At 73.7% G+C, this 12,483-nt stretch carries 9 protein-coding genes; 5 read left to right on the top strand and 4 right to left on the bottom strand.

All coding sequences use genetic code 11. From position 1 onward, the window contains the following. The first annotated feature begins 119 nt into the window (after positions 1–119). Complete coding sequence (locus KO717_RS12805; RefSeq protein ID WP_301366616.1) at positions 120–1,739, top strand: DUF3492 domain-containing protein; 1,620 nt, start codon at positions 120–122, stop codon at positions 1,737–1,739. A gap of 269 nt (positions 1,740–2,008) precedes the next feature. Here KO717_RS12805 and KO717_RS37340 read toward each other — a convergent pair whose 3' ends face one another. Further along, on the bottom strand, positions 2,009–2,188 hold the full coding sequence (locus KO717_RS37340; protein WP_367401521.1) for a hypothetical protein: 180 nt from the start codon (positions 2,186–2,188) through the stop codon (positions 2,009–2,011). 108 nt (positions 2,189–2,296) lie between these two features. Between KO717_RS37340 and KO717_RS12800 the strand changes: the two genes are divergently transcribed. From KO717_RS12800 to moeZ, 4 genes are all read left to right on the top strand, one after another. Beyond that, a complete protein-coding gene (locus KO717_RS12800; RefSeq protein WP_301366614.1) occupies positions 2,297–3,148 on the top strand; it encodes a hypothetical protein in 852 nt (283 codons plus the stop codon). Positions 3,149–3,283: 135 nt separating this feature from the next. Then, complete coding sequence (locus tag KO717_RS12795; RefSeq protein ID WP_109781260.1) at positions 3,284–4,294, top strand: NAD-dependent epimerase/dehydratase; 1,011 nt, start codon at positions 3,284–3,286, stop codon at positions 4,292–4,294. Beyond that, the gene (locus KO717_RS12790; RefSeq protein WP_301366612.1) at positions 4,282–5,037 is read left to right on the top strand and encodes a spherulation-specific family 4 protein; all 756 of its coding nucleotides are present in this window, start codon (positions 4,282–4,284) and stop codon (positions 5,035–5,037) included. Before KO717_RS12795 ends, KO717_RS12790 begins: the two co-directional genes overlap by 13 nt. A gap of 84 nt (positions 5,038–5,121) precedes the next feature. Next, positions 5,122–6,300, top strand: coding sequence for an adenylyltransferase/sulfurtransferase MoeZ (gene moeZ, locus KO717_RS12785; protein ID WP_301366610.1), 1,179 nt, complete (start codon positions 5,122–5,124; stop codon positions 6,298–6,300). Positions 6,301–6,396: 96 nt separating this feature from the next. Here moeZ and KO717_RS12780 read toward each other — a convergent pair whose 3' ends face one another. From KO717_RS12780 to KO717_RS12770, 3 genes are all read right to left on the bottom strand, one after another. After that, positions 6,397–7,989 (bottom strand): alpha/beta hydrolase, encoded by a 1,593-nt coding sequence (locus tag KO717_RS12780; protein WP_301366608.1) that lies wholly within the window; start codon positions 7,987–7,989, stop codon positions 6,397–6,399. A gap of 77 nt (positions 7,990–8,066) precedes the next feature. Continuing rightward, entirely contained in the window at positions 8,067–9,326 is a 1,260-nt protein-coding gene (locus KO717_RS12775) for an SUKH-4 family immunity protein (RefSeq protein WP_301366606.1), read from the bottom strand. A gap of 111 nt (positions 9,327–9,437) precedes the next feature. Then, positions 9,438–12,350, bottom strand: coding sequence for a lysylphosphatidylglycerol synthase transmembrane domain-containing protein (locus KO717_RS12770; RefSeq protein ID WP_301366604.1), 2,913 nt, complete (start codon positions 12,348–12,350; stop codon positions 9,438–9,440). Positions 12,351–12,483 lie beyond the last annotated feature (133 nt).

Here is a 12,483-nt window from a genome sequence, read left to right as displayed (position 1 = left end):
TTCCGGTGGCGCGACGGACAACCGTCCGTCGCGCCTTCGGCATATCCGCTTGAGTTCTCCCGCGGCGGGTCGCCTGACCGAACGGCGACCGCCTGAACGGGAGATCGGGGGTGCCACTCGTGCGGATCGGACTGCTCACGGAAGGTGGTTATCCGTATGCGACGGGAGAGGCCAGGCTGTGGTGCGACCGGCTCGTGCGCGGGCTCCCGCAGCACGAGTTCGAGATCTACGCACTGAGCCGCAGCGCCGAGCAGGAACGCGCCCGGGTACCACTGCCCGAGCACGTCACCCGGGTCCGGACGGCCCCCCTGTGGGCCCCCGCCGACGACGGGCGGACCTACTCCCGGCGGGAGCGCCGGCGGTTCACGGACTGCTTCAGGCAGCTGGTCCACGGGATCTGCGCCGGCGAGGCGGAGCCCTTCGCGGCCGGGCTGTACGGGCTCGCCGGACTCGCCCGCGAACAGGGCGGGATGTACGCGGCCCTGCGCTCCGAGTCCGCGGTGCGGGCCCTGGAGTCCGCCTGCCGGGCGCCGGGCGCCGCCCGCACCGTACAGACCGCGCAGGTGGCCGACCTGCTGGAGTTCGTGGACGAACTCGAAGTCATGCTGCGGCCGTTGTCCCTGGACTGGTACGGGGAGAACGCCCGGGCCGAGGGCAGTCTCGGCGAGGCCGACATCTGCCACGCGGCCGCGGGAGGCGTGGCCGCGCTCCCCGGACTCCTGGCCAAACGCTTCTTCGGGGTCCCGCTGCTGGTCACCGAGTACGGGGTCCAGCTCCGAGCCCACTACCTGTCCCGGCTCGGCACCCGCGGCGAGCCGGAGACCCGCCCCGCCGTACGGGCCCTGCTCGCGGCCTTCCAACTGCGGCTGGCCACCGAGATCTACGCCCGGGCCGACTTCCTGACCCCCGGGAACGCGCACGCCCGGCGCTGGCAGGAACGGTGCGGGGCCACCCGGGAACGGCTGCGGACCGTCTATCCCGGGATGGAGGCGGACCGATTCGCCACCGTCGGCGAGGCCCCGGACCGTGGGGACCCCGACACCCTGGTGTGGGTCGGCCGGATAGAGCCCGCCAAGGACCTCATCGCCCTGCTGCACGCCTTCGCCGAGGTCCGCCGGGCCGCGCCCGGCACCCGGCTGCGGATCTTCGCCACGGCCATGACCCCCGGCTACCTCGCCGACTGCCGCTCCCTGGCCGCCCAGCTCTTCCCCGACGAGGCCGCCGACTCGGTCACGGTCGGGGAGAACCCGGTCACCTTCGAGGAGATCGGCGGACCCGACGCCCCCACCAAGGCCGAGGCGTACGGCGCCGGGCGCGTCGTCGTCCTGTCCTCCGTGATCGAGGGCTTCCCGGTCACGCTCGCCGAGGCGATGCTCTGCGGGCGCGCGACCGTATCCACCGACGTGGGCGCGGTCTGCGAGGTCATCGGGGGCACCGGGCTCGTCGTCCCGCCGCGCAACCCCCGGGCGCTCGCCGAGGCCTGCCTGTCCCTGCTGCACGACCCCGAGCGGGCGCAGCGGCTCGGCGCCGCCGCCCGGGCGCGGGCCCTGGAGCTCTTCACCGTCGAGCAGAACGTGGCCGCCTTCCAGGAGATCTACCTGCGGCTGCTGGCCAAGGGCTCCGCGCGGCCGGACGGCGAGATCCCCTTCGCCAGGCCCCCGGAGGCGCGGGTGCCGGGCCACTGGACCAGCCCGACCTGGGCTCCCGCCCCGGAACCGTCCCCGGAGGCCGCCGTATGACCCCCGCCGACCCCCAAGTCACGGCCCCGCCCATTCCAGCGGCGCCGGCGCCCATTTCAGCGGCGCTGCCCAATTCGGCCCCGGCGGGGGCACTTTCGGCGACGCCGGCCAATTCAGGCCCGGCCGCGGCTATTTCAGCCTCGCCGGCGTTTGAGGCGCGGGGTCCGGGGCGGAGCCCCGGCAGCGGCGCCGCAGATGTGATGCCGCCCTCCGGTGCACGGTCCGGCGCGGCGCCGTTGCCGGGGGCGCTGCCCCCGGACCCCCGCGCCTCAAACGCCGGCGAGGCTGGAATGGCCCGGGGCGAGGCTGGAGGTGCCCAGCGCGAGGCTGGATCGGCCCGGGGCGAGGCTGGAGGTGCCCAGCGCGAGGCTGGATCGGCCCGGGGCGACGCTGGAGCTGCCCAGCGCGAGGCTGGATCGGCCCCGGGCGACGCTGGAGCTGCCCAGCACGAGGCTGGATTAGCCCAGCGCGAGGCTGGATTAGCCCCGGGCGACGCTGAAGGGGCCCAGCGCGAGGCTGAAGGGGCCCCGCGTGAGGCGGGACCGGCGGCGCGGCCGGTGCGGCGGCGGGCCGGCGGGGATCCCGTCAAGGCGCTGCTGCACCGGCACCGGGAGTTGTGCGAACGCGCCGTGGACCCGCTGGAGATCGCCGCCGGGCTGGAAGCCCACGGCATCACCGACCGCACCGCCGCGCGGTTCCGGCACCGGGACGTCTTCTCGCTCGCCGAGGAGCTGTACGCGCGCAGCCCCCACGAGGAGGTCACCGCCGCCGCGCCCGCCCTGGTCCCGGCCGGCCCCACCGCCTTCCGCGGCTTCGGCTACGCGCTGCTGCCCGGCGCCCTCGCCTGCGCCGCGGCCGCCGCCGGGCAGGCGTGGGCCGGGGCCGCCGCCGTGGCCGCCGTCGCCGCCGCCCTGGTGTGGCCCGGACGGGCCGCCGGGGGCCGGTTCCCCTACGTGGCGCACGTGCTGGCCGCGGCCGTCGCCGGATGGGCCGTGCACCGGCACGGCACCGCCCTCGCCGTCGGCCTCGCGCTGGCCGTCGTCCCCGGGCACCTGGCCGCCGTCGCCTTCGCCGCCGGCGCGCGGGCCCGGCTCGACGGGAGCCGCGCCCTGGAGGACTTCGCCGACCGGGCGCGTCCGCTGCTGCTGGCGGCCGTCGCCCTGTTCACCGGGGCCGCCGCCGCGGCCGCCGTGGTCGCCGGAACGCCGCTCCCGGTGGCCGTGCCCCTCGCGCTGCTGCTCTTCCTGACCCGGCTCCTGCTGCGGCACGGGGCCCACCGCGCACCCGTCGGCGCGGCCCTCGCCCTCGCCCTGGTCCCCGTCCCCGCGGCGGCCCCTGCCGCCGCGGCCGGCCTCCTCGTACACGCCGTGCTCGCCCTGGCCCGCGCCTCCGCGCATGCGCGGCCCTGACGTCCCCGGGACGTCCGCAGACCTTCGGAGCCGACGCCGAGGCGCTTTACCCGTACCCCGCCCCACCCATCCGTCCATCCGTCCGCAAGGAGAAACAGACATGACCGGCCAGCCAACCAACCAAGGGGTCACGCGATGAGGGTGCTGCTGATCGGAGCCAACGGATACCTCGGCCGCTACGTCGCCGACCGGCTGCTCGCCGACCCCGCCGTCCAGCTCACCGCGCTCGGCCGCGGCGACGACGCCGACGTCCGCTTCGACCTCGCCACCGGCAGCCCCGGCGCGCTCACCCGCTTCCTCGACGCCGTCCACCCGGGCGTCGTCATCAACTGCGCCGGAGCCACCCGGGGCGGGGCCCGGGAACTCACCCGGCACAACACCGTCGCCGTCGCGACGATCTGCGAGTCGCTGCGCCGCAGCGGCTGCGGGGCACGCCTCGTGCAGCTCGGCTGCGCCGCCGAGTACGGGCCCAGTCAGCCCGGATCGTCCACGGCCGAGGACGCCGTGCCGAGACCGGGTGGGCCGTACGGGGTGAGCAAACTGGCCGCCACCGAGCTGGTCCTGGGCTCCGGGCTGGACGCCGTCGTGCTGCGGATCTTCTCGCCCGTCGGCCCCGGCACCCCCGCCGGATCCCCCCTCGGCCGGCTCGCCGAGGCCATGCGCCGCGCGATGCAGGCGGGCGACGGCGAGCTGAAGCTCAGCGGGCTCGGCGTGCAGCGCGACTTCGTCGACGTACGGGACGTGGCGCGGGCCGTGCACGCCGCCTCGCTGTCCGCCGCCCAGGGCGTGGTCAACATCGGCACCGGACGTGCGGTCCGGCTGCGCGACGCGGCCGCGGTGCTGGCCCGGGTCGCCGGGTACGGGGGCGCCCTGCACGAGCTGGACGTCCCGCACGGCGGGCCCCAGCAGACGCACGGGCACCCCGGCCGCCCGGCCGGACTGGCCACCATCGGCTCCCCGCGCTCCGAGGCCACCGCCGAACAGATGGCCGCCGCGGCCCCCCAGCCGTACCCCTACCCGGACGGCTGCGGAGCCTGGCAGCAGGCGGATGTCCGTACCGCCCGGGACCGGCTCGGCTGGCGGCCCCGGATCAACCTGGAGGAATCCCTCGCGGACATCTGGATGGAGGCGGCGTGCCGCATCTGACGACGCCGCCCGGGGCCATGACCGCCGCCGCGACCGAGGCCGGCCGCCTCGGCCTCGGCATCCCCGGCTACGCGCACCCGCTCCTCGCCCCCGTCGAGTGGGCCGAGCTGACCCGCCCCGGTACCCCGCTGCACTGGGCCGTGCTCAACATCGCGGACGGCCCGGGCGGGCGGCCCGATCCGCACTGCACGGAAGCGGCCGCGAAGCTGCGCCGCGCGGGCGGCATGATCCTCGGCCATCTCGCGATGCGGGACGGATCGCGGTCCTTCGGGGAGCTGGTCTCCGACGCCCACCGCTTCCGCGACTGGTACGGGGTCGGCGGTTTCTACCTGGCCGGGGCGCCGGCCGGCAAGGCGGAACTGGCCTCGGTGAGCCGGGTCGTGGACTGCCTGCGGGGCCTCGGCGAGGACCTGCGGATCGTGCTCGGGCACGGCACGCACCCGTACGAGGGCTATGCGGAGGCCGCCGACCAGCTGGTCACCTTCTCTGGGGCCTGGTCCGACTACCGCTGGTCGCAGGTGGCCGAGTGGACCGCGGACCATCCGGCGGAGCGGTTCTGCCACCTCGTCCACGGGGTGCCGCGCGCGCATCTGGAGGAGGCCATGCGGATCGCCCGTTGGCAGGGGGCGGGCACGATCTGGTTCACCGACCGGCTCGGGACGCGCGGCAGCGACCCGTGGGCTTCGATGCCCGCGTACTGGGACGAAATCGTCTCAAGGATCGGGACAGGTGTCTTGGAATGAAGACGGGCGTGGCAGTGTTACTGGGAGAACAACCATCAGTTTGCTCCCTGCACCTGCGGGGATGCTCCCATCTTCGGAGTGCCCGTGTCGCTGCCACCGCTGGTCGAGCCAGCAGCTGAGCTCACCGTTGACGAGGTCCGTCGGTATTCGCGGCACCTGATCATCCCGGATGTCGGGATGGACGGCCAGAAGCGCCTGAAGAACGCCAAGGTGCTGGCCGTGGGTGCCGGCGGTCTCGGTTCGCCCGCCCTCATGTACCTCGCCGCGGCCGGTGTCGGCACGCTGGGCATCGTGGAGTTCGACGAGGTCGACGAGTCGAACCTGCAGCGCCAGATCATCCACAGCCAGGCGGACATCGGCCGTTCCAAGGCCGAGTCGGCCCGCGACAGCGTGCTGGGCATCAACCCGTACGTGAACGTGGTCCTTCACGAAGAGCGGCTCGAAGCCGAGAACGTGATGGAGATCTTCAGCCAGTACGACCTCATCGTCGACGGCACGGACAACTTCGCCACGCGCTACCTGGTCAACGACGCCTGCGTGCTGCTGAACAAGCCGTACGTGTGGGGCTCGATCTACCGCTTCGACGGCCAGGCCTCCGTCTTCTGGTCCGAGCACGGCCCGTGCTACCGCTGCCTCTACCCGGAGCCCCCGCCGCCGGGCATGGTCCCGAGCTGCGCCGAGGGCGGCGTGCTGGGCGTGCTCTGCGCGTCCATCGGGTCGATCCAGGTCACCGAGGCCATCAAGGTCCTCACGGGCGTCGGCGAGCCGCTGGTCGGCCGCCTGATGATCTACGACGCCCTGGAGATGCAGTACCGCCAGGTCAAGGTCCGCAAGGACCCCGACTGCGCCGTCTGCGGTCCGAACGCGACCGTCACCGAGCTCATCGACTACGAGGCCTTCTGCGGCGTCGTGTCGGAGGAGGCCCAGGAGGCCGCCGCCGGTTCGACGATCACTCCGAAGCAGCTCAAGGAGTGGATCGACACCGACGAGCCCATCGAGATCATCGACGTCCGTGAGAAGAACGAGTACGAGATCGTCTCGATCCCCGGCGCGAAGCTGATCCCCAAGGGCGAGTTCCTGATGGGCACCGCCCTCCAGGACCTGCCGCAGGACAAGCGGATCGTCCTGCACTGCAAGACGGGTGTCCGCAGTGCGGAAGTCCTCGCGGTCCTGAAGTCCGCCGGCTTCGCGGACGCGGTGCACGTCGGCGGCGGCGTCATCGGCTGGGTCCACCAGATCGAGCCCGAGAAGCCGGTCTACTAGGCCGGTCCACCGGGCCGGTCCACCAGCAGTCGCCCGAAGGGGCCGTACCCCGCTCGCGGGGTACGGCCCCTTCGGCGTCCCGTCCTGCGGACCGGATCAGGCGGCCGACGACTCCGGCGCCTCGGGCGGCGGCGTCGGGTTCGGGGCCGCGGTGCAGACGGTGCCCGAGGCGGGCGTCTTCCCGTCCAGCAGATAGGTGTCGACCGCCTTCTGCACGCACGGGTCGCCGCTGTTGTACGCGCCGTGCCCCTCGCCCTTGTAGGTGAGCTCCACACCCACGCCCGGGCCGAGCCGCTCCACCATGTTGCGGGCGCCCTCGTACGGGGTGGCCGGGTCGCCGGTGTTGCCGATCACCAGGATCGGGTCGGAGCCCGGAGCCGAGACGTCGGGGGTCTCCCAGGTGCCGGGGACCGGCCAGCCGGTGCACGACATCATGGCCCAGCCGAGGAGGTCTCCGAAGACGGGTGAGGCGGCGCGGAACTCCGCGAGCTTGGCCTTCGTCTGCTCCAGGGTGTAGCGGTCCTTGTCGTCCACGCAGTTGATGGCGGTGTTGGCCGCGCCGATGTTGCTGTAACGCCCTTGCTGGTCACGGCCGTTGAGCGCGTCGGACAGGGCCATCAGCAGTTGCCCCTGGCCGCCCTCCGCCTCGTCGAGGCCCTGTTCCAGCAGCGGCCACAGCTCCTTCGAGTACAGGGCCTGCGCGATGCCGTTGGTCGCCTGGGTCTCGGTGAGCATCCTGCCCGCGATGCCCGGGATGGGCTTGGCGGCCAGCGCCTTCTGCAGCTTGATGATGTTGGCCTCGATCTCCTGGGGCGTGCTGCCCTGGAGCCGGCACTCGTCACCGCGGTCCACGCAGTCCTGCGCGAAGTTGCCGAGCGCGAGCTGGAAGCCCTTGGCCTGGCCCAGGGCGCTCCCCTCGGCGGTCTTGGTCGGGTCGACGACGGCGTCGAAGACGGCCCGGCCGACGTTCTTGGGGAAGAGGTGGGCGTAGACCCCGCCGAGCTCGGTGCCGTAGGAGATGCCGAAATAGTTCAGCTTCTCGTCGCCGAGGGCCTGGCGGATGCGGTCCAGGTCGCGGGCGGCGTTCTCCGTGCCGACGTGGGGGAGCAGCTCGGACGAGTTCTTCTTGCAGGCCTCCTGGTACTTCCGGATGTTCTCGATGAAGGCCTTCTCCTCCTCCGGGGTCTCGGGGGAGGAGTCCTCGGCGAAGTACTGGTCGAGCTGCTTGTCGTTCTGGCACAGGACCGGATCGCTGCCGCCCACCCCGCGCGGATCGAAGCTCACCAGGTCGTACCGGGCACGCAGGGCCTCGTACTCCTTCGCGGAGCCCGGCAGCGTGCTGATACCGGAACCTCCGGGGCCGCCGAAGTTGAAGACCAGCGAGCCCAGCCGGTTCTTCTGGTCCCGCGCCTTGGCCCGGATCAGGGCGATCGGGATCGTCTTGCCCTCGGGCTTCGCGTAGTCGAGCGGGACGTCGAGGGTGGCGCACTGCCAGTCCTTGGGCGGGGCCTGACCACCGCCCTGGGCGGCGGTCGGGGCCTCGCAGTCGCCCCATTTCAGGGGCTTGACCTCCGGGGAGCCGTCGGCCGTCGTCTTCTTCCCGTCGCCGTCCCCGGAACAGGCGGCCGTGGCGAGCAGCCCGGCGGTGAGCGTGGCGGCGGCGGTGACCCGCCAGGCGTGTGTCGGCATGTCCCCATCCTGTGGGCCCCGTCCCGACCCCGCCCGTGCGCTGACCCGAACGGGGGGCGTGGCCGCCCGCCCGCAGGTCAGTAGCCGTACACGCTGAGCTCCGTGATCGCGGCGAACAGGTGCTCCCAGGTCTCGGCGGAGGGCGAGCCGCCGGCCAGCGCCCCGGGATCCAGGGCCTCCATCGCCTGGAGGAAGGCGCCGGTGCCGTCCTCGGCCGGGTACGGGGACCAGCAGGCGCCCATGTACCGGCGTACGCCGTCGAGGAACCCGGTGAAGGACGCCACGTCCCGGGCCAGCGGGATGACCGACTCCTGGTACATGTGCACCGCCCCGGTGACGCGGTGGACGCCCACCAGGCCCGGGTCCGTGTACCCGAAGTCGAAGGTCCCGAGGTGCAGGAGGTCCTCGTCGCCCGCCTCCGGGGCCGCCGCGGTCAGCGGCCGCAGCAACTCCGGGGCGACCGCGAACGAGCTGACGCCCGCGGCCCAGTGGCGCGGCAGCCCGATGCCGCTCAGGAACTCCCGGGTGGCCGGGTGCTCCAGCGCGTCCGGGAGCTCGTCGCCGGGGACGCGGGTGACCCATGCGTCGCCGAAGGTCCGGGCGAGTCCGGCCGCGGTGAGCGGACCGGAGCCGCGCGTGCCCGCGCGGAACCACGGTGCGTCCTCGGCGGATTCCCAGGAGGAGGTGTCGGCGCCGCCCCGGGGCCAGTCGGCGAGCGCCGCGGCGTTCTCCTCCACCACCACGACCCCGCGATCCTCCGCGTACAGGTAGCGGCCACCGCCGAGCACGACCGGCTCCTCCCAGGTGCCGGGGCAGTGCAAGGCCCAGCCCTCGTCCTCCGGGTCGAACAGCCAAGGGCCGTCCGGCTCCTCCGTCTTCCGTTCGACGGCCCCGCCGCCGGCCGGAGCGGGCAGCCGGCGCCCCGTGTCCAGGTCGAACCAGGCGTCCTCGCACCACAGGGCCCACACCTTCGCGGCCGCGCCCCCGTCGAGGTCGTACACCTCGGCGGTGCGGTCCCCGCTGAGGTTCGGCTCGGCCACGTAGGCGCCGACGGGCCGCCACCAGGCCCACACCGTCCGCCAGGGCAGCCCCGGTTCGGCCTCGGCGACGCGGGCGGCGTAGTCGTGGTGCCCGAGCACGGTCGCGGCGAAGTGCAGCCAGGAGGCGAACTCCGCCCGCCCCACGCCGGCCTGCCCGAAGACGGCCTCGGCCTGCGTGAACACCTCCCGCCCGATGCCCCCTTCACCGGCGGACGCGCCCCGCAGGGCCGCCCGGTCCGCGCGCAGCACCGCGGCCGGATCGTCGAACGGGCAACGGCTGTGCAGGTCTTCGCTCATGGACGCATGCTGCCACCCGCCTCGGACATCGCCCCCGCCGGCCGGATCGTCCAGCCGCCGGCCGGAGCCGGAGTCGGAGCCGAGGCCTGATCCGCCGACCCGAGCCGGAGGCTAGATGGCTTCCTTGCGGGTCAGGAAGTTGAACGAGATCCACCCCGGCAGCACCGGCAGCCAGAAGGTCATCAGGCGGAACAGCAGCACCGCCGAGATCGCGACCTCCTTCTCCAGGCCCGCCGCGATCAGTCCGAGGGTCAGCGTGGTCTCCACCGCGCCCATACCGCCCGGCGTCGGCGCCGCCGACCCCAGCGCGTTGCCCGCCAGGAACACCACCGCGATGCTCGCGTAGCTGATGGCCTCGCCGCCCCCGAACGCACGGATCGACGCATCGAGGCACATCACGAAGCAGCCCGTCAGCAGCAGCATCCCGCCGATGCCGGTCACCAGCTTCTTCGGCCGCTGGAGCACGTCCAGCATGCGCGGGACCACGCCCGCGAACAGCGCCCGGACCCGCGTCACCACGAACTTCCGCATGAACGGGACGGCCGTCACCACCAGCACCAGGACGGCCACCGTCAGCAGACCCGCGATGACCGCCCGGGACGGGGTCATCTCCGGGGTCTTCTCGGTCCCGGTCAGATAGCCGAAGGACAGCAGCAGCACGATGTGGCTGGCCAGCCCGAACAGCTGGGAGGCGCCCACGCTCGCGACCGCCAGCCCCGGCCGGACCCCCGCCCGCTGCAGGAACCGCGTGTTCAGCGCGACACCGCCGACGGCCGCCGGGGCCACCAGCTTCACGAACGACCCGGCCACCTGCGCGACCACCGTCCGCAGGAACGACACCCGCTCGGGCACGAAGCCCAGCAGGCTCATCGCCGCCGCGAAGTACGTCAGCGCCGAGAAGGCGAGCGCCGCCCCGACCCAGCCCCACTGCGCCTCGGCGATGATGGTGGCGAAGTCCACGTGGGCGAGCTGCGTGAGCAGGAAGTACGCACCGAACGCGCCCGCGATGAACGAGACCAGCGTGCGCGGCCGGATCCGCTCCAGCCGGGCCGGCTCCACCGGCGCCTGCGGCCGGATCAGCAGCACCTGGTGGCGGATCTGGGTCAGCAGATCCTCCTCACGGGCCCCGTCCAGCGCATCCTCCAGGGCCTTCTTCTCGGCCTTGCGGTCGGCGGCGGCCGAGGCGGAGACCGGGGTTGCGGAGGCCGCGGACTCCGCCTCGCGCGCCGCCTTCGCCGCCCGCGAGGACTCCAGTACGGCCTCCCGCTGCCGCTCCGCCCGCTCCCGGGCCAGCTTGCGCAGCGTCGCCCGGGTGGAACGGCTCAGCGCGATCGGCTGGAGCAGCGGAAGGCAGTCCGCCACCGCGTCCGGGCCGAGTACCGACACGGCCGAGGCCACCGCGCGCTCGGCGCCGACCCGCAGGCCGAGCGTGGTCAGCAGCTGGGCGATGTCCATCCGGAGCACCAGGTCGCCGGCGGCGATCTCGCCGCCGCGCAGGTCGGTCAGGATGACGTTGCCGGAACGATCCACCACAAGGGCGTCGCCGGTGAGCCGGCGGTGTGCGATCCGCCGCGACTGGAGGGCCCGTACCTGCTTCCACGTGTGGTGGATCAGCTCGTCGGTGATCTCCTCGTCGGCGAGCGCGTCGAGGGCCCGGACGTCCAGGTGCTCGTACACGAGCATCACCGCGTCCGGACCGAGCTCGGAGGTGGCGATCAGCTTCGGCGCGTTCGCCCCCGCCGCGATGGCCGCGTACGCGAGGAGCGCCTCCTGCTCCAGCGCCTGGCGCAGCGACTGCAGGCTGCGCCCGGTGGTGATGCCGCGCAGGGTGAGCCGGCGCCAGACCCGGTAGAAGAAGCCGTGGGCCTGCTGCTCACGGTCGACGATCGTGACGTCGAGCGGCGGCCCGTCCTCCAGGGTCACGTGGTAGCGGCGGCCCCGGTCGTTGGCCTCGGAGGGCTCGGGGCCCTCGGGCATCTCCGCGCGCATCGCGCTGACCGGCTGGAAGCCGACCCGGCGCAGTCCTGCGAGGAGGTGCTGCCCGGTGGGGCGCACGTTGGGCGAGCCGACGGCGTACAGGGTGCCGTAGGCGACGCTCCAGCCGATCAGCACGGTGAGGATGATCGAGAAGGGGGTGGTGTACCCGTTGACCAGCATGGCCAGGGCGTTGAGCAGCAGGACCACCCACAGGGCGACCCGCCAGTGGGGTCTGCGGGTCATCCCGACCGCCGTCATGTACGCGATGACGGGCGCGAGGTAGCCGTGGACCGGGTCGGTCAGCGTCCCGCCGGCCGCGGGGCGGGTGAGGGCGTCCTGGATGGTCTCGGGGGCGGCCTGCGAGACCCACAGATCGGTGGCGAGGGTGACGCCGTGCGCGAGGACGGCCGCGAGCACGCCGTCGGCGATGCGCAGCCCGTCGCGTTTGATCAGCCGCTCGATGGCGAAGGCGACGGGCAGCAGCAGCACCGCGATGCTGGACACCAGCGCGGCGACCTTGATCAGCAGGGCGGGCGCCTGGCCGGTGCCCTTGCTGATGTCCTCCTCCAGACCCACGGTGGTGCCGTGGGCGAAGGCGGCGATGCCGAGGAGGACGGCGATACCGAGGATGCCGACGAGCAGGCGTACGAGGTCGGACGGCCGGTGCACGCGGGCGGCGAGCAGCGGTTCGTCGACCTCGACCCGGTCGGCGTCCGTGGTGGCGTGACCGTGCGGGCCCGCGCCGGTCGCGGTGGCCCCGCCGGCCCTGGCCCGGGCCCTGGCGGCCTTGGCATCGACCGCCTCGGCCTCGGCTTCGCCGGCCTTGGTCCCCTCGGCCTGGGCTGCACCGGCCTTGGTCCCCTCGGCCTGGGCTGCACCGGCTGCCTCGGCCTTGCCCGTGCGGTCGGTCCGGCCGCCGGGGCGCGGAGGCTCCGGACGGGGCTCGGGGACGGGTTCGGGGCGGGCGGCGCGGCCGTCGTCAGGGCGTGCGCCGTCGTCGGTCGCCGCGCCGTCCGGAGGGCTCACACCCTGCTCCTTCGTCGTCACGTCCGTCTCTTCTTGATCACGTATCACCAGTCACCGCCCGGAAGATGGTGGCACGGACCGACGGGCCAGCGGGGCATCAGGGTGCGCGCCGGTGCGGAAGCGAGACCTCCGCCGGAGCGCGGCCGACGTACTG

The sequence above is a fragment of the Streptomyces xanthophaeus genome, from assembly GCF_030440515.1.
Taxonomy (GTDB): Bacteria; Actinomycetota; Actinomycetes; order Streptomycetales; family Streptomycetaceae; genus Streptomyces; species Streptomyces kutzneri.
The sequence above is the reverse complement of the archived record's forward strand: the minus strand, read 5'-3'. Positions and strand labels throughout refer to the sequence as shown.

Excerpts from the sequence above, each read along its gene's own strand:
- KO717_RS12795 (WP_109781260.1), top strand. The coding sequence starts at position 3,284 with ATGAGGGTGCTGCTGATCGGAGCCAACGGATACCTCGGCCGCTACGTC.
- KO717_RS12780 (WP_301366608.1), bottom strand. The coding sequence starts at position 7,989 with ATGCCGACACACGCCTGGCGGGTCACCGCCGCCGCCACGCTCACCGCC.
- KO717_RS12775 (WP_301366606.1), bottom strand. The coding sequence starts at position 9,326 with ATGAGCGAAGACCTGCACAGCCGTTGCCCGTTCGACGATCCGGCCGCG.